Origin of the sequence: Micromonospora sp. NPDC049089 (assembly GCF_040648775.1) — a bacterium.
Lineage (GTDB): Bacteria > Actinomycetota > Actinomycetes > Mycobacteriales > Micromonosporaceae > Micromonospora.
In genome coordinates this window covers 1-24,728 of record NZ_JBEZEH010000099.1, presented here as the reverse complement: position 1 = coordinate 24,728, position 24,728 = coordinate 1, and the positions used below count along the sequence as shown (strand labels likewise).

At 71.6% G+C, this 24,728-nt stretch carries 27 protein-coding genes; 12 read left to right on the top strand and 15 right to left on the bottom strand.

Annotation, left to right across the window (positions count from 1 at the left end; all coding sequences use genetic code 11):
* Nucleotides 1-90: 90 nt before the first annotated feature.
* Nucleotides 91-264 (bottom strand): hypothetical protein, encoded by a 174-nt coding sequence (locus AB0B48_RS18440; protein ID WP_355008141.1) that lies wholly within the window; start codon nt 262-264, stop codon nt 91-93.
* A gap of 157 nt (nt 265-421) precedes the next feature.
* Between AB0B48_RS18440 and AB0B48_RS18435 the strand changes: the two genes are divergently transcribed.
* The gene (locus tag AB0B48_RS18435; RefSeq protein ID WP_357202821.1) at nt 422-1,318 is read left to right on the top strand and encodes an alpha/beta hydrolase; all 897 of its coding nucleotides are present in this window, start codon (nt 422-424) and stop codon (nt 1,316-1,318) included.
* A gap of 27 nt (nt 1,319-1,345) precedes the next feature.
* Nucleotides 1,346-1,891 carry an aminoglycoside adenylyltransferase gene (locus tag AB0B48_RS18430; RefSeq protein ID WP_357202818.1) on the top strand — a complete coding sequence of 182 codons (546 nt, stop codon included), beginning with the start codon at nt 1,346-1,348 and terminating at the stop codon, nt 1,889-1,891.
* On the opposite strand, the gene AB0B48_RS18425 is transcribed toward AB0B48_RS18430, so the two are convergent.
* Entirely contained in the window at nt 1,773-2,234 is a 462-nt protein-coding gene (locus AB0B48_RS18425; protein ID WP_357202815.1) for a MerR family transcriptional regulator, read from the bottom strand. The two genes, AB0B48_RS18430 and AB0B48_RS18425, sit on opposite strands and share 119 nt — an antisense overlap.
* A gap of 91 nt (nt 2,235-2,325) precedes the next feature.
* Here AB0B48_RS18425 and AB0B48_RS18420 point away from each other — a divergent pair, with 91 nt between their 5' ends.
* Together AB0B48_RS18420 and AB0B48_RS18415 are read left to right on the top strand one after the other, a co-directional pair.
* Complete coding sequence (locus tag AB0B48_RS18420) at nt 2,326-3,375, top strand: aldo/keto reductase (RefSeq protein WP_357202812.1); 1,050 nt, start codon at nt 2,326-2,328, stop codon at nt 3,373-3,375.
* Between the two features lie 97 nt (nt 3,376-3,472).
* Entirely contained in the window at nt 3,473-4,426 is a 954-nt protein-coding gene (locus AB0B48_RS18415) for a chlorophyllase (protein WP_357202809.1), read from the top strand.
* Nucleotides 4,427-4,612: 186 nt separating this feature from the next.
* Here the strand turns inward: AB0B48_RS18415 and AB0B48_RS18410 are convergent, their stop codons facing one another.
* From AB0B48_RS18410 to AB0B48_RS18400, 3 genes are all read right to left on the bottom strand, one after another.
* Complete coding sequence (locus tag AB0B48_RS18410; RefSeq protein ID WP_355008145.1) at nt 4,613-5,575, bottom strand: zinc-binding dehydrogenase; 963 nt, start codon at nt 5,573-5,575, stop codon at nt 4,613-4,615.
* Nucleotides 5,576-5,714: 139 nt separating this feature from the next.
* A complete protein-coding gene (locus tag AB0B48_RS18405) occupies nt 5,715-6,893 on the bottom strand; it encodes an NADP-dependent malic enzyme (protein WP_357202806.1) in 1,179 nt (392 codons plus the stop codon).
* A gap of 145 nt (nt 6,894-7,038) precedes the next feature.
* Nucleotides 7,039-7,389: a S24/S26 family peptidase gene (locus AB0B48_RS18400; RefSeq protein ID WP_220090464.1), complete on the bottom strand. Its 351-nt coding sequence runs from the start codon at nt 7,387-7,389 to the stop codon at nt 7,039-7,041.
* An 84-nt stretch (nt 7,390-7,473) separates the two neighbouring features.
* Between AB0B48_RS18400 and sodN the strand changes: the two genes are divergently transcribed.
* The 3 genes from sodN to AB0B48_RS18385 are packed head-to-tail and all read left to right on the top strand — an operon-like array spanning nt 7,474 to nt 8,879.
* Entirely contained in the window at nt 7,474-7,878 is a 405-nt protein-coding gene (gene sodN / locus AB0B48_RS18395; RefSeq protein ID WP_030490383.1) for a superoxide dismutase, Ni, read from the top strand.
* Nucleotides 7,875-8,447 (top strand): GNAT family N-acetyltransferase, encoded by a 573-nt coding sequence (locus AB0B48_RS18390; protein WP_357202802.1) that lies wholly within the window; start codon nt 7,875-7,877, stop codon nt 8,445-8,447. Before sodN ends, AB0B48_RS18390 begins: the two co-directional genes overlap by 4 nt.
* Before the next feature lie 24 nt (nt 8,448-8,471).
* The gene (locus AB0B48_RS18385; protein WP_355008149.1) at nt 8,472-8,879 is read left to right on the top strand and encodes an ATP-binding protein; all 408 of its coding nucleotides are present in this window, start codon (nt 8,472-8,474) and stop codon (nt 8,877-8,879) included.
* Between the two features lie 22 nt (nt 8,880-8,901).
* On the opposite strand, the gene AB0B48_RS18380 is transcribed toward AB0B48_RS18385, so the two are convergent.
* Nucleotides 8,902-9,291, bottom strand: a complete 390-nt coding sequence (locus AB0B48_RS18380; RefSeq protein ID WP_355008150.1) for a hypothetical protein — start codon at nt 9,289-9,291, stop codon at nt 8,902-8,904.
* Between the two features lie 43 nt (nt 9,292-9,334).
* Here AB0B48_RS18380 and AB0B48_RS18375 point away from each other — a divergent pair, with 43 nt between their 5' ends.
* A complete protein-coding gene (locus AB0B48_RS18375; protein WP_357202797.1) occupies nt 9,335-10,285 on the top strand; it encodes a diacylglycerol kinase family protein in 951 nt (316 codons plus the stop codon).
* A 449-nt stretch (nt 10,286-10,734) separates the two neighbouring features.
* Nucleotides 10,735-10,992 carry a WhiB family transcriptional regulator gene (locus AB0B48_RS18370; protein ID WP_088950012.1) on the top strand — a complete coding sequence of 86 codons (258 nt, stop codon included), beginning with the start codon at nt 10,735-10,737 and terminating at the stop codon, nt 10,990-10,992.
* Nucleotides 10,993-11,107: 115 nt separating this feature from the next.
* On the opposite strand, the gene AB0B48_RS18365 is transcribed toward AB0B48_RS18370, so the two are convergent.
* From AB0B48_RS18365 to AB0B48_RS18350, 4 genes are read right to left on the bottom strand one after another with little or no spacing between them, the layout of a single operon-like run.
* Nucleotides 11,108-11,896: a CbiX/SirB N-terminal domain-containing protein gene (locus tag AB0B48_RS18365; RefSeq protein WP_357202827.1), complete on the bottom strand. Its 789-nt coding sequence runs from the start codon at nt 11,894-11,896 to the stop codon at nt 11,108-11,110.
* Complete coding sequence (locus tag AB0B48_RS18360) at nt 11,893-12,654, bottom strand: phosphoadenylyl-sulfate reductase (RefSeq protein WP_357202794.1); 762 nt, start codon at nt 12,652-12,654, stop codon at nt 11,893-11,895. Before AB0B48_RS18360 ends, AB0B48_RS18365 begins: the two co-directional genes overlap by 4 nt.
* Complete coding sequence (locus AB0B48_RS18355) at nt 12,651-12,812, bottom strand: hypothetical protein (RefSeq protein ID WP_165435836.1); 162 nt, start codon at nt 12,810-12,812, stop codon at nt 12,651-12,653. Before AB0B48_RS18355 ends, AB0B48_RS18360 begins: the two co-directional genes overlap by 4 nt.
* Complete coding sequence (locus AB0B48_RS18350; RefSeq protein WP_357202791.1) at nt 12,809-14,521, bottom strand: nitrite/sulfite reductase; 1,713 nt, start codon at nt 14,519-14,521, stop codon at nt 12,809-12,811. The genes AB0B48_RS18355 and AB0B48_RS18350 overlap by 4 nt, the downstream gene beginning before the upstream one ends.
* A 321-nt stretch (nt 14,522-14,842) precedes the next feature.
* Here AB0B48_RS18350 and AB0B48_RS18345 point away from each other — a divergent pair, with 321 nt between their 5' ends.
* Complete coding sequence (locus tag AB0B48_RS18345; RefSeq protein ID WP_357202788.1) at nt 14,843-16,351, top strand: glycosyltransferase family 39 protein; 1,509 nt, start codon at nt 14,843-14,845, stop codon at nt 16,349-16,351.
* Nucleotides 16,352-16,501: 150 nt separating this feature from the next.
* Here the strand turns inward: AB0B48_RS18345 and AB0B48_RS18340 are convergent, their stop codons facing one another.
* Together AB0B48_RS18340 and AB0B48_RS18335 are read right to left on the bottom strand one after the other, a co-directional pair.
* On the bottom strand, nt 16,502-18,100 hold the full coding sequence (locus AB0B48_RS18340; RefSeq protein ID WP_357202784.1) for a histidine kinase N-terminal domain-containing protein: 1,599 nt from the start codon (nt 18,098-18,100) through the stop codon (nt 16,502-16,504).
* Nucleotides 18,101-18,125: 25 nt separating this feature from the next.
* On the bottom strand, nt 18,126-19,157 hold the full coding sequence (locus tag AB0B48_RS18335; RefSeq protein ID WP_357202824.1) for an SIS domain-containing protein: 1,032 nt from the start codon (nt 19,155-19,157) through the stop codon (nt 18,126-18,128).
* A 188-nt stretch (nt 19,158-19,345) separates the two neighbouring features.
* On the opposite strand from AB0B48_RS18335, the gene AB0B48_RS18330 reads away from it, so the two are divergent.
* Entirely contained in the window at nt 19,346-21,172 is a 1,827-nt protein-coding gene (locus AB0B48_RS18330; protein WP_357202781.1) for a tetratricopeptide repeat protein, read from the top strand.
* Between the two features lie 97 nt (nt 21,173-21,269).
* Here AB0B48_RS18330 and AB0B48_RS18325 read toward each other — a convergent pair whose 3' ends face one another.
* Nucleotides 21,270-22,856: an MDR family MFS transporter gene (locus tag AB0B48_RS18325; protein ID WP_357202778.1), complete on the bottom strand. Its 1,587-nt coding sequence runs from the start codon at nt 22,854-22,856 to the stop codon at nt 21,270-21,272.
* A gap of 111 nt (nt 22,857-22,967) precedes the next feature.
* Here AB0B48_RS18325 and AB0B48_RS18320 point away from each other — a divergent pair, with 111 nt between their 5' ends.
* Nucleotides 22,968-23,546 (top strand): helix-turn-helix domain-containing protein, encoded by a 579-nt coding sequence (locus tag AB0B48_RS18320; protein WP_355008158.1) that lies wholly within the window; start codon nt 22,968-22,970, stop codon nt 23,544-23,546.
* A gap of 78 nt (nt 23,547-23,624) precedes the next feature.
* Here the strand turns inward: AB0B48_RS18320 and AB0B48_RS18315 are convergent, their stop codons facing one another.
* Together AB0B48_RS18315 and AB0B48_RS18310 are read right to left on the bottom strand one after the other, a co-directional pair.
* A complete protein-coding gene (locus AB0B48_RS18315) occupies nt 23,625-24,134 on the bottom strand; it encodes a GNAT family N-acetyltransferase (RefSeq protein WP_357202775.1) in 510 nt (169 codons plus the stop codon).
* Nucleotides 24,131-24,352 (bottom strand): biotin/lipoyl-binding carrier protein, encoded by a 222-nt coding sequence (locus tag AB0B48_RS18310; RefSeq protein WP_181518367.1) that lies wholly within the window; start codon nt 24,350-24,352, stop codon nt 24,131-24,133. The genes AB0B48_RS18315 and AB0B48_RS18310 overlap by 4 nt, the downstream gene beginning before the upstream one ends.
* Between the last annotated feature and the right edge of the window lie 376 nt (nt 24,353-24,728).

Sequence of the window (24,728 nt, the reverse complement as noted above, 5' to 3'; positions counted from 1 at the left end):
AGTCGGTGAAGCCCATTCAGTGCCGGGGCCAGCCAGGCAGCTAGGCCAGCCGGTCGGTTCGGTCAGCCGGTCGCCAGCCAGGCGGTTCGGTCAGCCGGTCGCCAGCCAGGCGACGAGTGCCACCAGCACCACGACGACCACTGCCGCACCGATGATGAGCGGCAGGCGGGACGGAGCCTCCGTCGGCGTCGCAGTCTCCGGCGTCTGGTTGAAGGCGCGGAACGCCTCGGTGTTGCCGCTGGGGTCCGTGTAGTTCTCAGGCATGTCGGTGACCCTAGCGAAGCTGGTCACGCCGCACCGTCCCTGGCCCGCTGCGTCCCAGGGGTGGACCCGGCCGGCGGAGGTGACCCGACCGGGTGGCGGGTGCACCCGAGCCGGACGGCGGGGACGCTACGCCCGCCCAGGCACCTACCGTGGAACGATGGGGGCGGGCCGGCTGATGGCCGTACTGGTGACAGCGCTGCTGACCGGTTGTGCGCCGGCCACCGCCGTGGCTGGCGGGGCCACCGGGCCGGCGTCGGCGCGTCGGGCGCCCGAGGGGTCGTACGCCGTCGGCGTGCATACGCTCACCCTCGATCCGCGCTCGGCGCGCCCTCTGCCGGTGACGATCTGGTACCCGGCGTCGACCGGCCGGGTGGCGGCCGGACGGTTCCCGGTGGTGATCTACAGCCACGGGCTGGGCAGCCGACCCGAGCTGCACGCAGGCCTGACCAGCCGCTGGGCGGCCGCCGGTTTCGTGGTGGCCGCACCCGCGTATCCGCACACCCGACAGGGTGCCGCCCACTTCACCCGGGCCGACGTGCGCCACCAGCCGGCCGACGCCTGGCGACTGATCCGCTATCTGGGCGACCTCGACCGGCGCCCTGCCGATCCCCTCGCCGGGCACCTCGACCTGACCTCGGTCGCCGCCGCCGGGCACTCGGCGGGCGGCTTCACCACCTCCGGCATGTTCAGCGAGGGCCACCCGGCCCGGCTACGGGCCGGGATCGTGATCGCCGGCGGTGGGCTGCCGGGCAGCTTCGCCGGACCGGCCGCGCCGGTGCTCTTCGTGCACGGCACCGCCGACCCGGTGGTGCCGGTGACGGTCGGCCGGGCGGCGTACGCGCGCACCCCAGGGCCGGCCGCGTTCCTCAGCCTGCTCGGCGGGGACCACGGCGCGTACCTCGCGCCGGGCCACCCGGGCTTCGCCTCGGTCCTCGCCACCACCACCGACTTCCTACGCTGGACCCTCTACGGCGACCGGGCCGCCGCTGCCCGGCTCCCCGCCGACGCCCACTCCCCCATCCTGACCCGTTACGAGTCCCGCCCGGCCCACTGACCCTGTCGATGTCGGTACGGTCGTCCGATGGACGAGCTTGCGCGCCGGCAGTTGGCGAGCATCGCCGAGGTCATCGAGGTGACCGGGGCGGACGGCATCCCGGTGTGGCTGCGCGGCGGTTGGGCGATGGACTTCCAGCTCGGCGCGGTGACCCGCCCGCACCTCGACGTCGACTGGTACTGCTGGCGCGACGACGCCGACCGGCTGGCCGACCTGCTGCTGGCCCGAGGCTGGCTTCCCGACCCGAGGATGCCCGTGGAGTCGCAGCTCGACCTGTTCGCCGCCGACGTGGAGGTCAGCTTCGCGTACCTGGGTCGCGACGCCGCCGGCCGACCGACGGTGGGCGCCGGGTCCTGGACCGGCACCCCGCTGCCGGCCGGGATGCTGGACGCCCCACCCGGCCGGATCGGCCCGCTCTGCGCGCCGACCATCTCGGTGGCGGCTCAGATCGAGTTCAAGCAGATGTACCCGGTCTGGATGCCGGAACGTCCCCGTCGCCCGAAGGACGCCGAGGATCTAGCTCGGCTGCGCTCCGGTGCGGGTCGAGTAGGTCCTCGTACACCCCGACCTTGAAGGTGATCAGGTCCAGGCTCTGGGTGAGCCTGTCGATCTGGGTGGTGACGCGACTGTGGTGCTCGCGCATCAGCGCGAGCCGTTCCTCCTCGTTGCCGGCGCCTTCCCGGACGAGGTCGGTGTACCGCCGGAGCGCGGGCAGGGGCATCCCGGAGGCGCGAAGGATGATGCAGACGGTCAGCCAGTCCACGTCGTCCTGGCTGTAGCTGCGACGCCCGGCAGGGCCACGCCGCACCGGGCCGACGAAGAGGCCCTCCTGCTCGTAGAAGCGGAGGGTGTGCACGCTCAAGCCGGTGCGTTCGGCGACCTGCCCGATGCTCAGACCCGCGGTGATCTCGGCCATGCCGAGCAGGGTAACGAGGAGTTGACCTAGAGCTGACTCTAGCTCCTAGGGTGCGCGGTGATCGCTAGCACATCAGCCAAGGAGCATCGACATGCGTTATCGCAGCCTCGGCGGCACCGGCATCCAGGTGAGCACCCACTGCCTCGGGACCATGATGTTCGGCGCCGTCGGCAACCCCGACCACGACGACTGCGCCCGCATCATCCACACCGCCCTCGACCAGGGCATCAACATCATCGACACCGCCGACATGTACGGCCGGGGCGAGTCCGAAGAGATCGTGGGCAAGGCGCTGCGGGGCCGCCGGGACGACGTCGTGCTCGCCACCAAGGTGCATTTTCCGATGAGCGAGGGACCCAACCAGGGCGGCAACTCGCGGCGGTGGATCCTCAAAGCGGTGGAGGGGAGCCTCCGGCGGTTGAACACCGACTGGATCGACCTCTACCAGATCCACCGTCCCGACCCCTCGACCGACATCGAGGAGACGCTCTCGGCACTCAGCGACCTCGTCCGCGACGGGAAGATCCGCGCCTTCGGCTGCTCGACCTTCCCGGCCGAGGAGATCGTCGAGGCGCACCAGGTGTCCGAGCGTCGTGGCCTGGGACGCCTGCGCACCGAGCAGCCGCCGTACTCGATCCTGGCCCGCGGCGTCGAAGCGTCGATCCTCCCCGTCTGCCAGCGCTACGGCATGGGGGTGCTGGTCTGGAGCCCGCTCGCCTTCGGGTTCCTCAGCGGCAAGTACCGCAGGGACCAGCCCATCGACCTGTCGACCGGGCGGGCCGTGCTCCGGCCGGCGCAGTTCGACCCCACGATCGCCGAGAACGCCGCCAAGCTCGACATCGTGGAACAGCTCGTCGACCTCGCGGCGAGCATCGGCTGCACGCTCCCGCAGCTCGCCATCGCCTTCACGGTGGCCCATCCGGCCGTCAGCTCGGCGATCATCGGACCGCGGACCATGCCGCACCTGGAGGACCTGCTCAAGGGCGCCACGCTCACCCTGGACGACGCGACCCTCGACCGGATCGACGAGATCGTTCCGCCCGGAACGAACCGGTACGACCCCAACGCCGCCTTCCCTCCGCGCGCGCTGACCGACACCGCACGACGGCGACGTCCGCTGACCGAACGTGCTGCGGCCTGACTGAGCCTGATGCCGGGACGCAGCGGCCGGTGACCGGGTGGGCACAGCGCGACGAAGCCAGCCGGGCGGGTCCGCCGGGCAGGGCACAATCAGATTCATGCCGCGTCGCGTCACCCCCACAATGCTGATCACCGCCCTGCTTCTGGCCGCTCTCGTCGGGTGCTCCACGGACGCCCCGGTTCGGCGGGCGCCGGCCGCGCCGGAGCCCACCGCCCCGGCGACGCCACAGGTCCCGGCCGGGCACGCGCCAGAAAATCCCTACCCCGTCGGCGTACGCGACCTGAAGCTGAACCGCGACGGCCGGGCGCTGCCGGTGCGGATCTGGTACCCGGCGCTCGGCGAGAACGGCCCCGTCACGCCGGGGTTGCTGGGGGCGCACGGCCGGTTCCCGGTGGTGATGTTCAGTCACGGCCTGGGTGGCCGGCCGGACGACTACGCCACGCTACTGACCCGCTGGGCGGCAGCAGGGTTCGTGGTGGCCGCGCCGACGTTCCCGCACACCTCGCGGGGCGCGGACAACAACGTCCTCGACGTGCTCAACCAACCCGCCGATGTGTCGTACGCGTTGGACCAGGTGCTCGCGTTGGACAGCAAGGCCGACGACCAGTTGCAGGGCCGGCTGGACGCCGACCGGGTGGCCGCGGCCGGGCACTCGGCGGGCGGGGTGACCCCCATCGGGCTGTTCACCGCGAGCCGGGACAAGCGGCTGGACGCGGGTGTGGTGTTCGCGGGCACGGCGCTGGGCGTGGGCACCGCGTTCGCCGGTGCCGCCGCACCGCAACTGTTCGTGCACGGCGAGCTGGACGAGGTGGTCGAGTACGCGGCGGGCAGGGCCGCGTACGACAAGGTGCCCTGGCCGAAGGCGATGCTGAGCCTGCCGAAGGGCGACCATGGGCGGACGATGCTCAAGGACAAGGCCGCGCTGCGGGTGGTGTCGGACACGTCGATCGAGTTCCTGCGCTGGTCGCTCTACGGAGACGCGGATGCCAAGAAGCGCATCTCCACCGACGCGACGCGCGGCGACATAGCCACCTTCGACGACCACCTCTGACCGCGCGCCCGACGCGCCCCGCGCCCCGAGCGCTCCGCTGCGCCGCGCCCGCGCCCAAGATCGTGCAGTAACCAGGAAATAGTGGCCTCCCACGACGTGGAGGCCACTATTTCCATGATGTTGCGCGATCTTGCGGCGGGCCCGGCTGGACGGCGCGGGGCCGGGCGGGCGTTGCGGTGCGGCGCGTCAGGCGGTGTGGTCGATGACGACCTTGCCGAAGGCGTCGCCGGAGTGCAGTCGGGCGAAGGCGTCCTCGACCCGGCTGAACGGGATGACGCTGTCCACCACCGGGCGCACCTCGTTGTCGGAGCAGAACGCCAGCAGCTCGTACAGCTCGCCGGGCGTGCCCATCGAGGTGCCCAGGATCTCCAGCTGCATGGCGAAGACCCGGCGCAGGTTGACCGACGGTTCGTGTCCGGCTGTCGCGCCGGAGACCACGATCCGGGCCATCGGCGCGGCCGACTTCAGCGAATGGTCGAAGGTGGCAGCGCCGACCGTCTCGATCACCACGTCGACACGCTCCGGCAGCCGGGCACCCGGCTCGAAGGCGGTGGCGCCGAGGGCCGAGATCCGGTCCCGCTTGACCGCGTCGCGGCTGGTCGCGTACACCCGCTTGCCCATCGCGACGGCGAGTGCGACGGCCGCGGTGGCCACGCCGCCGCCCGCGCCCTGGACCAACACGCTGTCGGCGTCCGCGACGCGTCCCTTGGTGGTCAGCATCCGCCACGCGGTCAGCCAGGCCGTGGGCAGGCACGCCGCGTCGGTCGCCGCCATGCCGTCGGGCAGCGGGATCAGATTCGACCGGGGTACGACCACCCGCTCGGCGAGCGTCCCGGCGAAGTGCTCGGAGAGGATGGAAACCCCGCGCGGGTCACCCGGCGTGACGACCACCGGGTACACGACCACCGGGCGTCCCTCCGGGTCCAGCCCGACCGCGTCGCAGCCGAGGATCATCGGTAGCTGGGCCTCGGTGAGTCCGACCCCGCGCAGCGACCAGAGGTCGTGGTGGTTGAGCGAGGTGGCCCGCAACTGCACGGTCACCCAGTCGTCGGCCGGCGGGGTCGGCTCGGGCCGCTCGCCGACGGTGAGCGCGGCGAGCGGGTCGGCGTCGTCGAAACGGGAGGCAAAGGCAGCACGCATGATCGGCACGGTAACAAGCTGAGCGCTCGTTAAGAAGCCGTGCGCGTAGGCCAGCGGCGCGTGCTGCGCCGGAGCGCCCCTGGCCCACGCGTGCGCGCAGACCAGCGGCGCATGCTGCGCCTGGGCACCCCGGGCCTACGCGTGCGGTTTACCGGCGGGCGACGCCGTCGCGGCGGGCGGCTTCGGCGACCGCCTCGGCCACTGCCGGCGCGACGCGCGGGTCGAGCGGGGACGGAACGATCGCGTCGGCGGTCAGGGACTCCGCCACCACGCCGGCGATGGCGTCCGCGGCGGCGACCTTCATGGCCTCGGTGATCCGGGTGGCACCGGCATCCAGCGCGCCGCGGAACACCCCGGGGAAGGCCAGCACGTTGTTGATCTGGTTGGGGTAGTCGCTGCGCCCGGTGGCGACCACCGCGACGTGCCGGGCGGCCACCTCGGGGTGCACCTCGGGAGTCGGGTTCGCCAACGCGAACACGATCCCGCCGGGTGCCATCTGAGCCACCGCGGCCTCGGGGATCTGCCCGCCGGAGACCCCGATCAGCACGTCCGCGCCGCGTAGCGCCTCGGTGATGTCGCCGTGGCGGCCGTCGGCGTTGGTGCTCGCCGCCAACTCGGCCTTGGTGCCGGTCAGTTCGGTGCGGTGCCGGCCGATGATCCCCTTGGAGTCGCAGACCACCACCTGGTCGGGGTTGACGCCCCCGGCGATCAGCATCTTCGTCACGGCCACGCCGGCCGCGCCCGCGCCGCTCACCGCCACCCGCAGGTCACCGAGCTTGCGGTCGAGCAACATCGCGGCGTTGCGCAGCGCGGCCAGCACCACGATGGCGGTGCCGTGCTGGTCGTCGTGGAAGACCGGGATGTCCAGCGCCTCGTCGAGCCGGCGCTCGATTTCGAAGCAGCGCGGCGCGCTGATGTCCTCCAGATTGATCCCACCGAACGAGGGCGCCAGTGCCCGCACCACCGCGATGATCTCGTCCACGTCCTGGGTGTCCAGGCACACCGGCACCGCGTCCACCCCGGCGAACTGCTTGAACAGCACCGCCTTGCCCTCCATCACCGGCAGCGCGGCCCGGGGGCCAATGTTGCCCAGCCCGAGCACCGCCGAGCCGTCGGTGACCACCGCGACCGTGTGCGACACCCAGGTGTAGTCGTCCACCAGGGCGGGGTCGGCGGCGATCGCCTCACACACCCGGGCCACCCCCGGGGTGTACGCCAGGGAGAGGTCCTCCCGGCTGGTGAGCGGCACGGTCGAGGTGACGGCCATCTTGCCGCCCCGGTGCAGCAGGAAGACGGGATCAGCGGGGTCCACGGTGGACGAAGACATGGTGGTGACTCCAGGATCTGTCGAGCAGATGTGAGGCGGCCTGCCCCGCCGCGAGGTGGGCGGCGAGCGGTGGCACGCGGTGCGGGGGGTCACCCGGGCACTTTCCGAGCATAGTGTCGGCACCACCCCCCGGATGTGAGCAGGGTCATAACTGACGACGAGGCACCCGTCCGGGGCGCGGCCAGTAGCGGGCCACCACCCGTCCACGTACGTCGGCCACCCCGTACGCCCGGGAGTCATCGGTGATCAGGTCGTTGTCGCCGCGTAGCCACCAGCCGCCGTCCTGTGGCCGGACCGCACGCTTCACCACCAGCAGATCGGGCCGGGTCCGGAAGACCGCGACCACCACGTCGCCGGCTCGGATCGGGCGGCCACCGGGACGAACCAGCACCGCGTCACCGTGGCGCAGGGTCGGGGCCATGGACGGGCCGGTCACCAGGACGGCGGTCAGCGGCCTCCGCAACCGGGGCACCTCAGCCGGGTGATCGGCGGCCACTGGTTTCACCTCCACCCGGTTCGGGGAGCATTCCCAGGAGTAATGTCGCCTTTGATCATCGCAAACTTCCCATGGAGGATCCTGATGCGACTTCCGCGCATCCTTGCGCCCCGCGTCACCGCGAGCGCTCACTGCGACCTGCCGTGCGGTGTCTACGACCCGGCACAGGCCCGGATCGAGGCCGAGTCGGTCAAAATGATCTGCGAGAAGTACCAGTCGAACACCGACCCGGAGTTCCGCACCCGCGCCGTCATCATCAAGGAGCAGCGCGCCGAGCTGGTCAAGCACCACCTCTGGGTGCTGTGGACCGACTACTTCAAGCCGCCGCACTTCGAGAAGTACCCGAACCTGCACAGCCTGTTCAACGAGGCCACCAAGCTCGCCGGCGCCGGCGGCGTCAAGGGCAGCCTCGACCCGGCCACCGCCGACAAGCTGCTCGCGAAGATCGACGAGATCTCGAAGATCTTCTGGGAGACCAAGAAGGCGTGACCTCCCCGGTCATTCCGACGATCCGGCCGGTACGTCCCGAGGACGTGCCGGCCGTCGTCGCCATGGTGCACGAGTTGGCCGAGTACGAGCGTGCCCCGGAGCAGTGCCACCTCACCAACGAGCAGCTGACCTCGGCGCTCTTCGCGGCTGCTCCAGGTAGCGGCACGCCGAGCGGCAGCGGTGGTACGACCGCTGCGGCGCTCTTCGGTCACGTCGCGGTCAACGAGCACGACGAGCCGGTCGGGTTCGCGCTGTGGTTCCTCAACTTCTCCACCTGGGCCGGCGTGCACGGCATCCACCTGGAGGACCTCTACGTCCGGCCGTCCGCCCGGGGCACCGGAGCGGGTCGACTGCTGCTCGCCGCGCTGGCCGACATCTGCGTACGGCGGGGCTACCAGCGGCTGGAGTGGCAGATGATCGACTGGAATCCGGCTGCCGGCTTCTACGCTTCGATCGGCGCCGAACAGATGAGCGAGTGGGTTGCCTACCGGCTCAGCGGCACCGCGCTCCGCGAGCTGGCCGAGCAAGCCACCACCGCCGGCACGCGTAATGGGCGACCGACCGGGTAGAGTCCCCGACCGGGGGGATGAGGCGTGACTCAACTGACTGGCCAGCCAGCGACCGACGACGACGTGGTGCACCTCACGGTGCCTGCCGACGGCGGTTACCTCGGCGTGCTCCGCACCGCCACCGCGGGTCTCGCGGCCCGGTTGCAGTTCGCGCTCGACGAGATCGAGGACCTGCGGATCGCTGTCGACGAGGCGTGCGCCATGCTGCTCGCCATCGCCACCCGCGACGCCGAGTTGGAGTGCCGCTTCGCGGTCACCGACGACGCGCTGACGGTCGAGGTGACGGTGCCGACGGTGCGCGGTGCCACCCTGCCCGCCGAGTCGTCCTTCGCCTGGAAGGTGCTCACCGCGCTGACCACCTCGGCGTCCGCCACCTCCGCCGGCGATCGGGCCACTATCGCGCTGCTCACCCGTCGCTCCGGCGGCTACTGACCGGTCCGACGCACCGGCACGGTCACTCGAAGCCGAGGGCGCGGGTCGTCGGTGGGCAGATCAACAGCCAGGCCACGCCCAGGCCGAACACCATCAGCGGCACGCCCAGCCAGCCCAGGCCGGCCTGGATCATGAACCACCCGATCGGCAGCAGCATCAGCTGAAGCACGATCGCGGGGGCTCGTGCGCCCGCCTGACGCCGTAGCAGCGCCCGACCCAGGGCCCAGAGCGCGACGGCCGCCCCGACGGCGAACACGGTCACCAGCAGTGCCGCCAGCAGGTCGGTGCGGGTGGCGGTGAGGTCGGCCCAGACCAGCCAGACGGCGATCAGCCCGACGACGGCGGCCTCCGCCCACAGCAGCCGGACCGCCCAGCGGAGCGTGACGGGGATCGGGGCCGAGTCGATGGTCACGCGCGCCACGATACCCGGGCTGCCGGAAGGTACAGTGCCGCCCATGCGGGCCGTCCTGGTGGTCAATCCGAAGGCCACCACCACCAGCGAACGCAGCCGGGACGTGCTCGTCCGGGCGCTGCGCAGCGAAGTCGATCTCAGCGTGCGCTACACCCGTCGGCGTGGGCACGCCGTGGCGCTGGCCCGGGAGGCAGCCGCTGAGGGCGTCGACCTGGTCGTCACCCTGGGTGGCGACGGCACAGTGAACGAGGTGGTGAACGGCCTGATGACGGCCGAACCGCCGACTCGCGGCGACGACGCACCGATGGCCGAGCGGCTGCCCGCGCTGGCGACCGTCCCCGGTGGCTCGACCAACGTGTTCGCCCGCGCGGTGGGTCTGCCCCGGGAGTGGCCGGAGGCGACCAGCATGATCCTGGAAGGGCTGCGGCTGGGCCGGAGCCGGACGGTGGGGCTGGGCCTCGCCGACGACCGCTACTTCACCTTCTGCGCCGGCTTCGGCCTGGACGCCGCGGTGATCCACCGGGTGGAGCAGGCCCGGCGGAAGGGTCGGGTCTCGACGCCGTCGCTCTATCTGCGTTCGATCATGAATCAGTACTTCTTCGCCTCGGACCGCCGGCACCCGGCGATCGTTCTGGAGCGTCCGGGCGAGCCGGCGGAGACCGAGCTGGCCACCGTCATCATCCAGAACACGGCGCCGTGGACGTACCTGGGCGACCGCGAGGTCAACCCCAACCCGGCGGCGTCGTTCGATCTCGGGCTCGATGTGCTGGCGCTGCGTCAGCTCCGGGTGGCTAGCACAACACGGACAGTGACGCAGTTCCTGTCCCGGCAACCGGATCCACGCGGTCGGCAGGTGTTACGACTCCATGACACGCCGGAGTTCACGCTGGTCTCAGGCCGTCCGCAGGCGTTCCAGCTGGACGGGGACTATCTCGGCGAGCGGGAGAAAGTCAGATTCACCTCCGTTCCCGCCGCACTGAGAGTAATCTGCTAGGTCTCGGGTACTGCCCTTGGTCGACACGGTGGCCACAACCGATCGACCTGGTCGCCGCCACACCGAGGAGCAGGTGCCGGAAATGTCAGCAATGTCACGCGGACTGTACTATATTGATCCTCGACTGTGGCACGGCGGGTAACCAGGAAAGCACTGGAACCCGGACAAATGGGTTGTGGGCTTGCTCACCGCCCGGAGTTTTTCCGAGCGTCACCCTTGACATCGCGACTGTTCGTGAAAGTATTCACAAGCGAACTTGAGTTACCGGGACATTGCCTGGATATGCTCGTCAGGTTGAGCTGTTCCAGCAGGTCCCCGGCGCTGAACGCCTGCTCACGCACTGCCGAATGGACAGACGCTAACTGTCACCATCGGCACTGCGGATGCATATAGGAAAAGCACGACAAGCAATTGTTCGCCACCCATCCAGAATGAGGAGTGTTGCCGCCATGGACTGGCGTCACCATAGTGTCTGCCGCGACGAGGACCCCGAGCTGTTCTTCCCGATCGGGACGTCCGGTCCGGCTCTCCTGCAGGTCGAGCAGGCCAAGGCCGTCTGCAGGCGCTGCTCCGTGACCGACCAGTGCCTTCAGTGGGCACTCGAGTCTGGTCAGGACGCCGGCGTCTGGGGCGGAATGAGCGAGGAAGAGCGGCGCGCCGTCAAGCGGCGCGGCGGTCTCCGGGTGCTGCGCGCTCACTCCGCCTGATCCCCAACGACACAGCTGCACGCCCCGGTGGGTTCGCCCGCCGGGGCGTTCTGCCGTCCGGCACCGGATCACACAGTGTAGGCACCGTGGATCCCACAGTGCCGGCCGGCATGGGTCAGCCCGTGGACGCCAGCGCGGGCCGGTCGTCGACCCGACGCAGCACCAACTCGACCAGCTCCGGCGCGTCGGTCAACGGCGCGGCGACCGCCACCGCACCCGCCGCCCCGGCCGCCTCGGTCACCGCGTCGTGGAACAGCCCCGGCGCCAGGAAGTACGCGGACACCGCGACGCGTCGCGCGCCGGACGCCCGCAAGCGGGACACCGCCACACCGGCAGCCGGTGGAGCCGCCGAGGCGTACGCCACCCGGCAGGGCACCCCGAACTCCACACCGAGCGCATCGGCGACCCGGCCCACCGACCGTCGCGCCCGCGCGTCCCGGGTGCCCGCCGCGGCCAGCACCAACGCGTCGAAGCGGCCCTCACGCGTCTCGCCCAGCCGTCGACACAGCCCGGCCAGCAGCCCAGGATCGGGCGTGTCGTCCGCCGGCCCGAGCACATCGGTGACCCGTACCGACAGCGGTGGCCCGGACCGCGCCGCCGCGGCGACCGCCGCCGGAATGTCCACCCGATGGTGGTACGCGGCAGTCAGCAGCAGCGGCACCAGCACCGCCCGGCGGTGACCGGCCACGGCCAGGTCGCGCAGCACCTCGGTCGGCCCCGGTTCGGTGTGGTCCAGCCAACTCGCCCACACCGGTGTGCCCGGCCGGGCCGCCGACACCGCCCGAGCCAGCGCCCGGGTGGCATCGGCCGCCCGTGGATCACGACTGCCGTGCGCGACCAACACCACCGGATCCGCCCCGCCGGCCGCACCGAGGCCGGTCGGGGTCGTCGCCGGGGAGGTCAGACGTGCAGCCCGCACTCGGTCTTCTCGAACATGGCCCACCGGCCGGCCCGCGCGTCCTCGCCGGCCTTCGTACGGCGGGTGCACGGCCAGCAGCCGATCGACCCGTAACCCTGCTTGAACAGCTCGTTGACCGGCACGTTGTAACGGGCGATGTAGGAGTCCACATCCTTCTGCGACCAGGCCGCGATCGGGTTGACCTTGACCTTGCCCCGACGCGCGTCGAAGGTCACCACCGGTGTGTTGGCCCGGCTCGGCGACTCGTCCCGGCGCAGCCCGGCAGCCCAGGCGTCGTACCCGGTCAGCGCCCGTTCCAGCGGCTCCACCTTGCGCAACTGGCAGCAGTCGTCCGGCGACTTGTTGAACAGTCGAGGGCCGTACTGGCCGTCCTGCTGGCCGACGGTGAGCCGGGGCCGGATCGACCGGACGTTCACCGGCAGCGTCCGGGCGACCTCGTCGCGTACCCGCAGCGTCTCGGGGAAGTGCAGGCCGGTGTCGAGGAAGACCACGTCCACCCCAGGGGCCACCCGGGAGACCAGGTGCGCCAGCACGGCGTCGGCCATCGAGCTGGTCACGCAGAACCGCTCACCGAAGGTCTGCGCCGCCCAGCGGGCGATCTCCAGTGCCGGGGCGCCCTCCAGGTCCCGAGCGGCCTGCTCGGCCAGGGCCCGCAGCTCGTCCGGGTCGCGCCGGGCCGGGTCGACCGACGTCGAGCCGCCCGGACCCACCAGGCGTAGGTTCGCAGCCGAGACGAGACTCATGAGGTCACCGCCCGACTCAGCAGCCCGGTGAACTTCACCGAGAAGACCCGGGTGCAGGCGTGGCACTCCCAGGCGCCGTGACCCGCCTCGTGCGGCCGCAGGTCCTCCTCGCCGCAGTACGGGCAGTACAGGGGTGCCGCTCGGTTCTCGCTGCTCACCGCAGTTCCTCCTCGTCGACTCTGATCACCCAGTTGGCGAACGTCTCGCCCTCGCTCCGACCGGCCAGGTAGCGAAGGGCCAGCCGTTCCACGTACTCCGGAAGTTCGTCGGCGGTGGTCTTCAGGCCGCGAAGCTTGCGGCCGAAACCGGCGGTCTGCCCCTGGGCCATGCCCAGCCCGCCGCCCAGGTGCACCTGGAAGCCCTCGACCTGTCGGCCGTCCGGGCCGACCACCAGTTGACCCTTGAGCCCGATGTCGGCCACCTGGGTACGTGCGCACGCGTTCGGGCAGCCGTTGATGTGGATCGAGATGTCCGCGTCGAAGTCGCGCAGCCGCTGCTCGAGCCGGGCCACCAGTTCCTCGCCGCGGGCCTTCGTCTCGACGATGGCGAGCTTGCAGTACTCGATGCCGGTGCACGCCATCGTGCCGCGCCGCCAGGCCGACGGCCGGGCCTCCAGACCGATCGCACGCAGCCCGTCGATCAGCGACTCCGTCCGTTCCGACGGCACGTCGAGCACCAGCAGTTTCTGGTACGGGGTGAGCCGCACCCGGTCGCTGCCGTGTGCCTCGACCACGTCGGCCAGCTGGCTGAGCTGCGCGCCGGAGACCCGCCCGACCACCGGAGCGGCGCCCACGTAGTGCCGCCCGTCGGCCTGCTCGTGCACGCCCACGTGGTCGACCGGCTTCGATGGCAGGACCGGTGCCGGGCCGTCGAGCAGCGTACGACCGAGGTAGTCCTTCTCCAGGACCTCACGGAAGCGCTCCACGCCCCAGTCGGCCACCAGGAACTTCAACCGGGCCCGGTTGCGCAGCCGGCGGTAGCCGTAGTCGCGGAAGATCCCGACCACCCCGGCCCACACGTCCGGTACCTCGGCCAGCGGCACCCAGACGCCGAGGCGCTTGGCGAGCATCGGGTTGGTGGAGAGGCCCCCGCCGACCCAGACGTCGAAACCGGGCCCGTGCTCCGGGTGGTCGACGCCGAGGAAGGCGATGTCGTTCGACTCGTACGGGGTGTCCACCAGCCAGGAGATCGACGTCTTGAACTTGCGGGGCAGGTTGGAGAACTGCTTGTCGCCGACGTACCGGGAGACGATCTCGTCGATCGCGGGGGTCGGGTCGAGCAGCTCGTCGCGGGCCACCCCGGCGACCGGGCTGCCCAGCACGATGCGCGGGCAGTCGCCGCACGCCTCGGTGGTCTGCAGACCGACCGACTCCAGCCGACGCCAGATCTCCGGCATGTCCTCGACCCGGATCCAGTGGTACTGGATGTTCTGCCGGTCGGTGATGTCGGCGGTGTCCCGCGCGAACTCCCGGGAGATGTCCGCGATCACCCGCAGCTGGGCGAGGCTGAGCTGCCCGCCGTCGATGCGGACCCGGAGCATGAAGAACTCGTCCTCCAGCTCGTGCGGCTCCAGCACTGCGGTACGCCCGCCGTCGATGCCCGCCTTGCGCTGGGTGTAGAGGCCCCACCAGCGGAACCGGCCCCGCAGGTCCTGTGGGTCGATCGAGGCGAAGCCCCGGTGCGCGTAGATGGTCTCGATGCGGGCCCGGACGTTGAGCGGGTCGTCGTCCTTCTTGATCCGCTCGTTGGGGTTGAGCGGCTCGCGGTGGCCGAGCGCCCACTGACCCTCACCCCGTGGCCGGCGCGGCGCTCGGGTCGGACGAGCCGTCGGGTCCTCGGAACGGGCCGGGATGCTGCTGACCGCCATCGCGGCGTCCTCCGTTGTCTGCTGTGCCTCGGGATACGCGGGGCGCGGCGGCCGGCCCGGCGAAGCGGGCGGGACAACGGTGTCTTCAGACAGCCGGCGCGGAGCGCGCCCGAGACGGATTGGTCGGGCGTCGTCAGTAGGCCGGACAGATCGCGCTGCGCACGCGGCCGTAATCGACGTGGCGACGTGCCACGAAGCGGCGGACGACTGCGGCGGTCATGGGCCCCATGCTGCCACACCCCATGGGGGCCGGCCAATGTCCGCGTGCTGGATCCCACATCACGGGCCGAGTTCTCCGGCCGGCCGTGGCAGGCTCGAACCGTGGGGCAATTGTCCGAGAGGTCGGCCGGGGCGGCGTGGGAGCACCTGCGCCGCCTGCCGGTCTGGCTCCCCCCGGCGCTGGTGACACTGGCGGTGACGGTGACCGGGCTGGGCTCCGCCCAGCTCTGGCGCGACGAGTTGGCGACGTGGAGCGCGGCCACCCGGTCGCCCGGCGATCTGGCCCGACTGGCCGGCACCATCGACGCCGCCACCGGGCCGTACTACCTGCTGATGCACCTCTGGACGGGGGTCTTCGGCGACTCCACCATCGCCCTGCGCGTACCGGCGGTGTTGGCGATGACGGTGGCCGCCGGGCTGCTCGCCGTGCTCGGCGCGCGGCTCGTCGACCGGCGCGGCGGCCTCTTCGCCGGGCTGCTGTTCGCGGTGCTCCCCGGCACCTCCCGCTACGGCCAGGAGGCTCGCCCGTACGCGCTGGCCACCATGCTCGCCGTGCTCGCCACACTGCTGCTGGTGAGCGCGCTGCGCCGACCGAGCTGGGCCCGTTGGGCCGGTTACGCGGCCGCCGTCGCCGTTCTCGGGCTCATCCACCTGATCGCGCTCACACTGCTGGCCGCCCATGCGCTGGTCGTCCTCGTCGCCTGGTGGCGCGGCCCGACCCCGGCCGGCATCGCCACCCCGGCCCAGCCCGACGCCACGCGGGACCGGCGGGTGTGGCGGTGGCTGGTCGCCGTGCTGCCGGTCGCGCTGCTGGCCGGCCCGCTGCTGGTGAAGGCGCGGACCCAGCAGTCCCGGCAGTTGAACTGGGTCCACCTGGCCCGGCTGGACGACCTGACCGCGCTGCCCGGCGGCGTGGCACAGAGCAGCGTGGTGGGTGGCCTGCTGCTCGGGGTCGCCGCGCTGGGCGCGGCCCGGCTCGGGCGGCGCGCCCTGCTGCCGGTCAGCGCGGTGCTGCTGCCCGTACTGCTGCTCTTCGCCGCCGGCGCTGTCGTACCGCTGTGGGTGCCTCGGTATCTGGTCTTCGTGGTGCCCTTCGCGTGCCTGCTGGCGGGCGCGGCGCTGGCCGCCGTGGCCGCTCCGGCGGCGCTCGTCGTGGTGGTGCTGGCCGGGCTGCTCGGCCTGCCCGATCAGGCCGCGCTGCGACGGACCCACGAGTGGCCGCGCAGCGCGCCGGTGGACTACGCGGGGGCGGCCCGGGTGATCGCCGACGGTCAACGTCCCGGTGACGCGGTGGTCTACTCACCCCGGCACAGCTGGCTCTTCCTCGATCTCGGCATCGAGTACCACCTCAGCGACCCACCACGCGACGTGCTGGTCACCGAGGACGAGGTCCGCCGCGGCGATCTGTGGGCCGCCGAGTGCCCCCAGCCGGCACCGTGCCTGGCCGGTACGACACGGGTGTGGCTCGTCGTCTCCGGCCGGCACGCCGAGCCGCTGGCCGCCGTGCCCGACGCCAAGGGCGACGCGCTCCGCAGGGACTTCACCGTCGCCCAGGTCTGGCAGCGCCCCGGCCTGACCGTCGCCCTGCTGACCAGCCGCCCCGACCGCTGACCCGACCCCCAGGTGCCGGCGGGGGTCTGCGGCGGGAGCGGACATCAGGATGGGCGTGATGCCTCTCAGTCATCACGATGACTCACCGTCATCAGGCGCATCGAGGTGGGCGGGCCCGGTCGCCCGCCCCACCGGAGGCGGCAGAGCGGGTCAGGTCTGCGAGCGGCCGTCGTGGGTGGTGGTGCGGGCCAGCGGGATTACCAGCATGGCCTCGGTGCCACCGTTGGCGCCGGCGCGCAGTTCGATGGTGCCGCGCAGCTCCCCGGTGATCAGGGCTCGGACGATCTGGAGGCCGAGCCGGCTCCCGCGTTCGGCGTCGAAGTCCGGGGGTAGGCCGCGCCCGTTGTCGGTCACCGAGACGTGCAACATCTTGCGGAACCGGTGCGCGGAGACCACGACCTCGGGCCGCAGCGACGGGTCCACCTCGGGAGCGGCGACCGGCACCATGCCGGAGGCGGAGGCCACCGGGGCCTCCTCCTCCGCGTCGTCGGCCGGCGGGAAGCCGTGCTCGACGGCGTTGAGCAGCAACTCGTTGAGGACCATCACCAGCGAGGTGGCGATCTCCGCCGGCAGCACCCCGAAGCTGCCCCGCCGACGCATGCCGACGCTCACCTCGGTCGCCGCGACCTCGGTCGCCGCGCTGGCCACCCGGTCGACGATGCCGTCGAACTCCACCGCCTCGTCGCTGGACATGGAGAGCGTCTCGTGCACCAGGGCGATCGACGCGACCCGGCGTACCGACTCCTCCAGCGCGACCCGCGCCTCCGGCATGGCCACCCGGCGGGCCTGCAACCGCAGCAGCGCGGCCACGGTCTGGAGGTTGTTCTTCACCCGGTGGTGGATCTCCCGGATGGTGGCGTCCTTGGTGATCAGTGCCCGGTCCCGGCGGCGGACCTCGGTGATGTCCCGGACCAGCACCAACGCTCCGATCGGCACCCCGGCCGGCATCAGCGGCAGCGCCCGGGTGAGCATCGTGGCACCTCGTGCGTCGATCTCCCGGCGGGGTGGCGCCTCACCACGCAGCGCGGCCAGGATGCCGTTCGAGGCCTCGGTGCCGTCCAGCGGGTCACCGGCCAACCGGCGGTGCAGCGCGGCCAGGTCCTCCCCCACCAGGTGCGAGGCGTAGCCCAGTCGGCGGTACGCGGACTGGGCGTTGGGGCTGGCGTAGGTGACCTTGCCGCCGGCGTCGAGCCGGACCAGTCCGTCGCCGACCCGGGGCGCCGAGGTGGTCTCGCCCGGATGCCGCGGCGGCGGGAAGGTGCCGTCCGCGATCATCTGCGCCAGGTCGTCGGCGGTGGTGAGGTAGTTGAGCTCCAGCTGGCTGGGCGTACGCGCGGTGGAGAGGTTGGTGTCCCGCCCCACCACGGCGATCACCTCGCCGGCCTCCCCCTCGGCGGTACGCAGCCGGACCGGGATCGCCTCGTGCCGGGCCGGCACGTCGCCGTACCAGACCGGGTCGCCCTCACGCCAGATCCGAGCCTGGGAGTACGCCACCCCCAGGTGGGCCACCTCCGGCCCGCCGACGATCCGACCCACCTGGTCGTCCTGGTAGGCGGTAGGTGCGGTGGTCGGGCGCACCTGGGCGACGCAGAGGAACGTGCCCTCGGCGTCGACCGGCACCCAGAGCAGCAGGTCAGCGAAGGACAGATCGGAGAGCAGTTGCCAGTCGCCCGCGATCCGGTGCAGGTGGTCGATGTCGGCCGGACGGAGATGGGTGTGCTCCTCGGCGAGGTCGCGCAGCGTGGACACGGTGACCAGGGTGCCACGCCACGCCTCACATCGTCGCGGTGACCTTCTTCAACCCGCGCGGCGCGTCCGGGTCCTCGCCCCGGGTGAGCGCCAGGGCCAGCGCCAAGCGCTGCATCGGCAGGATGTCCAGCAGCGGGGCGTACCGCTCGTCGACCTCGGGGACGGCCAGCCGGGTGGCGCCCGGAACGTCGGCGGAGCCGACCACCACGACGTCGGCGCGGCGTTCGCCGAGGCGGGGCAGCACCTCACCCATCGACCGGCCGCCGGGGCCGGAGCCGACCACGGCGAGCACCGGGACCTCCGGGTCGGTCATGGCGAGCGGGCCGTGCAGCAGGTCGGCGCCGGAGAAGGCGAGCGCCGGCAGGTACGAGGTCTCCATCAGCTTCAGCGCAGCCTCCCGGGCGGTGGGGTAGGCGTACCCTCGGCCGGTGGTGACCAGCTGACGGGCGAACCGGTAGCGCGGGGCGAGCTGGGCCGGGGTGCCGTCGGCAAGGGTGCGGGCGGCCAGCTCGGGCAGTGCGTCGAGCGCCTCCCGTTCGGCGTTCGGAAGCACGCCGTCGCCGGCCCGGATCCCCTCCACCAGCATCAGCAGGGCGAGCAGCTCCGCGGTGTACGTCTTGGTGGCGGCGACCGCCCGCTCGTGCCCGGCGGCGATGTCGACGCTCAGCTCGGCCACGTCGACCAGCGGCGAGTCGGGGGCGTTCGTCACCGCGAGGGTCAGCGCACCGGAGGCCCTGGCGGCGCGCAGCACCTCGGCCAGGTCGGGCGAACCGCCGCTCTGGCTGACCCCGACGACCAGCGCGTCGGAGAGGTCGGGGCGGGCCCCGAAGAGGGTGACGACGCTGGGCGAGGCCAGCCCGGCGGGCAGGCCGAGCCGGATCTCGGTCAGGTAGGCCCCGTAGAGCGCCGCGTGGTCGGAGGTGCCCCGCGCGGTGAAGACCACGTGCCGTGGCCGACGTTCGGCGATGACCGCCGCCACCCGGGCGATTTCGGCGGCGTTGGCGGCGGAGAGCAGGCGCGCGTAGCCAGCCGGCTGCTCGTCGATGTCGGCGGCCATTCCAGCCCCTGCACGTGTCACGGAAACCCCTCCCCTGCGCGGTTGCCGCGCGATTCCTGCTCAGTCTTGCACTTTTAAGCGCATCTCAGCAATCGAACGAGCAGGACTGCGCAGCTGATCACCAGTTGATCTCAATATCAACTACGCTTTACCCGTTGCACCCGGTCTAACTGCCACGAGAGGACGACGTGCCCGAGGGAACGGACGATCCCGCGCTCTCCGCGACGGAGGAGCTGGCGCTGGCCCGGCTGGCACTCGACGAGGGCGACCTGCACCACGCCGCCGGCCACCTCGCCGGCGCGTTGGCACGGGCCCCCACCCTGCCGGAGGTGCACGAGACCCTCGCCCGGCTCGCCGTGTCGAGCGGCGGCGGCCTCGACCTCTTCCCAATCAATCACCACACCTTCGTCGGTGCGGTGGTCGCCCGCGCCCACCTCCTCGCCACCGCCGGGCGTCCCGCCGAAGGGCTGGAACTGCTGGCCGCGGCGACGTCGTACGCGCCCGGCACCGAGTGGGCCGGCGTGCCCTGGGTCACCGCGCCCGAGCTGGTCGAACGACTGGAACCGGAGCACATCGCCCGCGTCCTCATGCAGGTCTGCGCCGCACTGCCCGACCCGGTGCCACGGATCGGCCGGGCTCCGCTGACCCCGTACCTCACGCTCGCCCGCAACGCGGCGACGGTGCACCCCGAACACGGCCTGCTGCTGGGCGCGGCGTCCGCGCTGGCCCGGCGCCTCGGCGAGGTCGAGCTGGCGGTCCGCTGGGCCACCCGCGGAGTACGCGCACAGCCCTCGAAGATGGGCGAGGTGTGGCTCGGGTACGCGTACCGCAGCTCGGGCCGGACCCGCGATGGCCTCGCGGCCCTCGGTCGGGCCGTCGAGCTGGACCCCGACGACCTGGCGATCTACGCGGACATCGCCGGCACCCTGGCCGAGATCGGCCGGCTGGACGAGGCGTTGGAGTGGACCGAGCGGGCGCTGGCGCGCGATCCGTCGTTCGACTGCGCGGTGCACACCGCTCACCGCCTGCGGCACCTGCGCGACGGCGACCTCGCCCACCTGGTCGCGCTCGCCGACTTCGTACGGGACCACCCGGACGACAGCCACGAGCACGGCGACCTGGCCCAGTGCTGCCGGGGTCGGCCCTGGCTCGGCCAACTCACGCCGGCCGGCGGGCCCCTGGTCGACGCGATGCGCCAGGCGGTGGCCGATGACGACAACGGTCTCGGCGGTGCCGTACGCCTCTCCGCCGCCGCCCCGCCGAGCGCGGTCGGGACGGCGATCTCCACAGCCCCCGGGCTGCGGATCGAGGTCGTCGGCGCGCCCGAGCCCGACCCGCGCGAGCCCCGGCGGGAGTCCGCTCAGCGGTTGTGGCACTACGCGGACACGGTGCCCACACCCGCGCTGGCGGCGCCCTCGGCGACGGCTGTCGAACGGATCGGGCAGATCGCCCATCCGGCGTGGGCACACCCGCCGGCGGCGTACGACGCGGCAGTGGGTCTGGCCGGCCTCGACGTGGACGACCTGCTCGGTCTGTTGGTGCACCCGCCGGCGGCACCGGCGAACGCGGTGGGTCGGCTGCTGGCGGCCCACGACCCGTCGGTCTGGGTGCGTGGAGTCCAGGTGTGGGCCTGTCTGGGGCTGCTGCACCACCGCACCGACGAGCCGTGGGAGGGCTCGACCCGACGCCGGGTGCTGCTCGATCTGATCTGGGGCGTCGAGGACTGGGTCACCGAGGCGGCCCTGTTCGCCCTGGTCACCGCAGCCTGGGTGGACCCTTCGGTGCGACCGGACGTGGCCCGGGTGGTGGCGGAGCGGCTGGCCGACGCGGCTGACGTGGCGCGGAGCCGACCGGTCCCGATCGCCGCCTCGCTGGCTCACCTGGCACTCGCCGCCCCGCAGTTGGATCCGGCGACGGCGGCACTGGCCACCGAGCTGCTGAGAGCCAATGCCCCCCGGCTTCCCCGCCCCCGCAACCCCCTGCGCCGCCTCTGGCAACGCCTGCTCCGCCGCTGATTCCCCGCAACCCCGCGATCTTGCACTTACTGTCGCCGTCTTGTCGGAAACAGTGCTTGTGCACGCGCACAAAGTGCAAGATCGCGGGGTTTGGGGGTCAGGCGACCGGGGCCTTGCCGAGGGCGACCTCGGCGTCCTCCTCCGGGGTGGCCTGCGGCGGCGCCTCGTTCGCGGTGCGCAGCGGGATCTCCTTGATGAACCAGGCGAGCACCGGGATCACGATGGTGAACAGCACCGCCCAGAGGAAGACGTGCGAGATGGCGTCGGAGAGACCACCGAGCACCGCTTCGCGCGCCTGGGCGGGCAGCTCCTTGAGCTTCTCCAGGTCCATCCCCGCGCCGCCGGACTCGCCGCCGAAGGCCCGACCGCCCTCGGAGCTGGCCAGCCGATTGGCGAAGATCGCGCCGAACAGCGAGATGCCGAACGAACCGCCGATCGACCGGAAGAAGGTGGCAGCGCCGCTGGCCGCGCCGAGGTCCTTCTGCTCCACGCTGTTCTGCGCGATCAGCATCGACGTCTGCATGAGGAAGCCCATGCCGACGCCGAGCACGATCATGTACAGCGAGGACATCAGCTTGCTGGTGTCGGTGTCGAGCATGGACAGCAGCGCCATGCCCGCGGTCATCACCACGCCACCGATGATCGGGTACGCCCGGTACCTGCCGTTGCGGGTGATCGCCCGGCCGATGACCAGCGAGACGACCAGCATGCCGAACATCAGGGGCAGCAGCAGCAGACCACTGTTGGTGGCCGAGGCACCCTGCACGGTCTGCTGGTAGAGCGGCAGGAAGTTCATCGCGCCGAACATCGCGAAACCGAGCAGGAAGCCGATCACCGAGATCAGCGCGAAGTTGCGGTTGGCGAAGAGCGCCAGCGGCAGGATCGGCTCCTGGACCCGGCGTTCCACCACTGCGAACGCCGCCAACGCGAGGACGGCCAGCAGGGCCAGGCCGAGGATCGGCAGTGACACCCAGTCGTACTCGTTGCCACCCCAGGTGGTGATGAGCACGATCGCGGTGATGCCGACCGAGAGCAGCCCGGCGCCGAGCCAGTCGATCCGGTGCTCGGTGCGGTACTTCGGCAGGTGCATGGTGCTGATCAGCACGAGCAGCGCGATACCACCCAGCGGCAGGTTCACGTAGAACGCCCAGCGCCAGGAGAGGTGGTCGGTGATGAATCCGCCGGCCAGCGGGCCGGCGACCATGGCGATGGCCATGATGCCGGCGATCATGCCCTGGTAGCGCCCGCGCTCGCGGGGCGGGACCAGGTCACCGATGATCGCCATCACGCCGACCATGAGGCCGCCGGCGCCGAGGCCCTGCACGGCCCGGAAGGCGATGAGCTGGACCATGCCGTCCTCTGGACCGCCGAACATCCCGGAGCCGGCCATGCCGCAGAGGGCGGAGCCGACCAGGAAGACGACGACCGAGGTCAGGAAGACCGACTTGCGGCCGTAGAGGTCACCGAGCTTGCCCCAGATCGGGGTGGAGACGGTGGTGCCCAGGACGTACGCGGTAACCACCCAGGTGAAGTGGTTGAGCCCGCCGAACTCGCCGACGATCCGCGGTAACGCGGTGCTGACGATCATGTTGTCGAGCATCGCGAGCATCATCGCGATCATCAGCCCGAACAGCACGACCCTGATGTTGTTGGGTCGCGTGCCGGCCTGGGTTGCCTGAGTCATAGGTAAGCTCCCCCCGAGAATTGCCGTACTTACTTGCCGCCCGGCTAGTCACCTTACTAGCCGCACGGTAAGTTGGGTACGAGGAGCGGTCAAGCCATTTGGGGGGCGTGGGTGAGCGAGAGCACAGGCGGCGGAACGCGGGAACGGATCAAGGCCGTCGCGCTTGAACTCTTCACCGAGCAGGGGTACGAGAAGACCTCGCTTCGGGAGATCGCCGAGCGTCTCAACGTCACCAAGGCCGCGCTCTACTACCACTTCAAGAGCAAGGACGACATCGTCGCCAGCTTCGTCGAGGACCGGCTGGAGCGGATGGACGCGCTGACCGCCTGGGCCGCCACCCAGCCCGCGACCCTGGCCACCCGGCGCGAACTGATCTCCCGCTACGCCGACACGATGTTCGACGGCACTCAGCCGTCGGTGATGCGCTTCTTCGAGCAGAACCAGACCGCGCTCAAGAGCCTCTCCTCCGGCCAGAAGATGCGCGGCCGGATGATGGAGCTGGCCGAAGCGCTCTGCCGGGGCGACGACTCCCCCGCCGCCCAGCTACGCGCCGCGCTGTCCCTGTTCGCGGTGCACACCAGCTGGTTCGCGGTCCGCGCGCCGCACATCAGCGACGACGAACGCCGCAAGCTCGCCCTGGAGGTGGCCGACGAACTGCTGGCCGCCATCGGCACGCAGCCTGACGCCTGACCATCTCGTGATCGATGTGGCCGGTCCGGCCCGTCAATGGTCCGCCGGCCGGCCGACCTGAGCCCGCCGGTCGCCGGCTCAGCCGCGCGTCAGCTCCAGCCGGAGGCCGAGCAGGTCCACACCCGGCAAAGGTGACCAGTCCTTCTCCGGCGAACGGACGAAACCGCGCCGCGAGTAGAGCCTGTGCGCCGAATCGGCCATCCCCGCCCGGACGCAGATCGCCACCGCCGTGCAACCCAACTCGGTCGCCCGGTCGACACACGCCTCGACCAGTGCGGCACCCACACCCCGCCCCTGAGCGCCCGGGTCGACAGCGAGCATCCGGAACTCGGCCTCGCCCGGCCCGGCCAGCTCGGCGAACGGGCTGCCCGGCAGCACGAACGTGACCGAGCCGAGCACCGCCCCGGTCACCTCGTCGACAGCGACCAGCACCTCGCCGCTGGCCGCCCGGGTCGACACGTCGGCCAGCACCTCGCCGTACCCGTGTTCGCCCTTGAGCTGGCCGTCCGCCTCGTACGCGGCAACTGTCAGCCGGGCCACCGCGGGGAAGTCGACCGACTCGGCCGAACGGACGCGCAGCCCGGTCAAGCGATCACGGCGATCAGGTCACCGTCCTGCACGACGTCGCCCTCGTTGACGACGAGCTGCTGGAGCACACCATCGGACTCGGCGACGACCGGGATCTCCATCTTCATCGACTCGAGGATCACCAGGGTGTCGCCCTCGGTCACCGTGTCGCCCGCCGTGGCGACGACCTTCCAGACGTTGGCCACCATCTCGGCGCGGATCTCCTCGGCCATGTCCAGGCCCTCCCTCTTCGCGACGTGCCTGCCGATGTATCCAATCATGCGTCGACCGGCGGTGGGCGGGCAGCGGCGCAGCCGGGATGACAGGCCCGCCCTGGGGAAGGCGGCGGGTGTCGACCGCACTACCATCAGCGGGTCGGACCCGACGCCGGACCGCCGGTGGCCGCATCCGCGCCGAGGTCGTGCGCAGGACGGATCCGACCCATCACGAGGAGGTCAGCATGGCGAAGAAGTCCAGGAAGAAGAAGGCTCGTAAGAAGAGCGCCGCGAACCACGGCAAGCGTCCCAACTCCTGAACGGGTCGGCGGGCCAACTGCCCGTCGTCGCTCAGCCGGCTGAGGCCGGGTACACCGGTGGCCCGGGTCGACATCGACCC

Excerpts from the sequence above, each read along its gene's own strand:
- AB0B48_RS18440 (WP_355008141.1), bottom strand. The coding sequence starts at position 264 with ATGCCTGAGAACTACACGGACCCCAGCGGCAACACCGAGGCGTTCCGC.
- AB0B48_RS18435 (WP_357202821.1), top strand. The coding sequence starts at position 422 with ATGGGGGCGGGCCGGCTGATGGCCGTACTGGTGACAGCGCTGCTGACC.
- AB0B48_RS18430 (WP_357202818.1), top strand. The coding sequence starts at position 1,346 with ATGGACGAGCTTGCGCGCCGGCAGTTGGCGAGCATCGCCGAGGTCATC.
- AB0B48_RS18425 (WP_357202815.1), bottom strand. The coding sequence starts at position 2,234 with ATGGCCGAGATCACCGCGGGTCTGAGCATCGGGCAGGTCGCCGAACGC.
- AB0B48_RS18420 (WP_357202812.1), top strand. The coding sequence starts at position 2,326 with ATGCGTTATCGCAGCCTCGGCGGCACCGGCATCCAGGTGAGCACCCAC.
- AB0B48_RS18415 (WP_357202809.1), top strand. The coding sequence starts at position 3,473 with ATGCCGCGTCGCGTCACCCCCACAATGCTGATCACCGCCCTGCTTCTG.
- AB0B48_RS18405 (WP_357202806.1), bottom strand. The coding sequence starts at position 6,893 with ATGTCTTCGTCCACCGTGGACCCCGCTGATCCCGTCTTCCTGCTGCAC.
- sodN (WP_030490383.1), top strand. The coding sequence starts at position 7,474 with ATGCGACTTCCGCGCATCCTTGCGCCCCGCGTCACCGCGAGCGCTCAC.
- AB0B48_RS18375 (WP_357202797.1), top strand. The coding sequence starts at position 9,335 with ATGCGGGCCGTCCTGGTGGTCAATCCGAAGGCCACCACCACCAGCGAA.
- AB0B48_RS18370 (WP_088950012.1), top strand. The coding sequence starts at position 10,735 with ATGGACTGGCGTCACCATAGTGTCTGCCGCGACGAGGACCCCGAGCTG.
- AB0B48_RS18360 (WP_357202794.1), bottom strand. The coding sequence starts at position 12,654 with ATGAGTCTCGTCTCGGCTGCGAACCTACGCCTGGTGGGTCCGGGCGGC.
- AB0B48_RS18350 (WP_357202791.1), bottom strand. The coding sequence starts at position 14,521 with ATGGCGGTCAGCAGCATCCCGGCCCGTTCCGAGGACCCGACGGCTCGT.
- AB0B48_RS18335 (WP_357202824.1), bottom strand. The coding sequence starts at position 19,157 with ATGGCCGCCGACATCGACGAGCAGCCGGCTGGCTACGCGCGCCTGCTC.
- AB0B48_RS18325 (WP_357202778.1), bottom strand. The coding sequence starts at position 22,856 with ATGACTCAGGCAACCCAGGCCGGCACGCGACCCAACAACATCAGGGTC.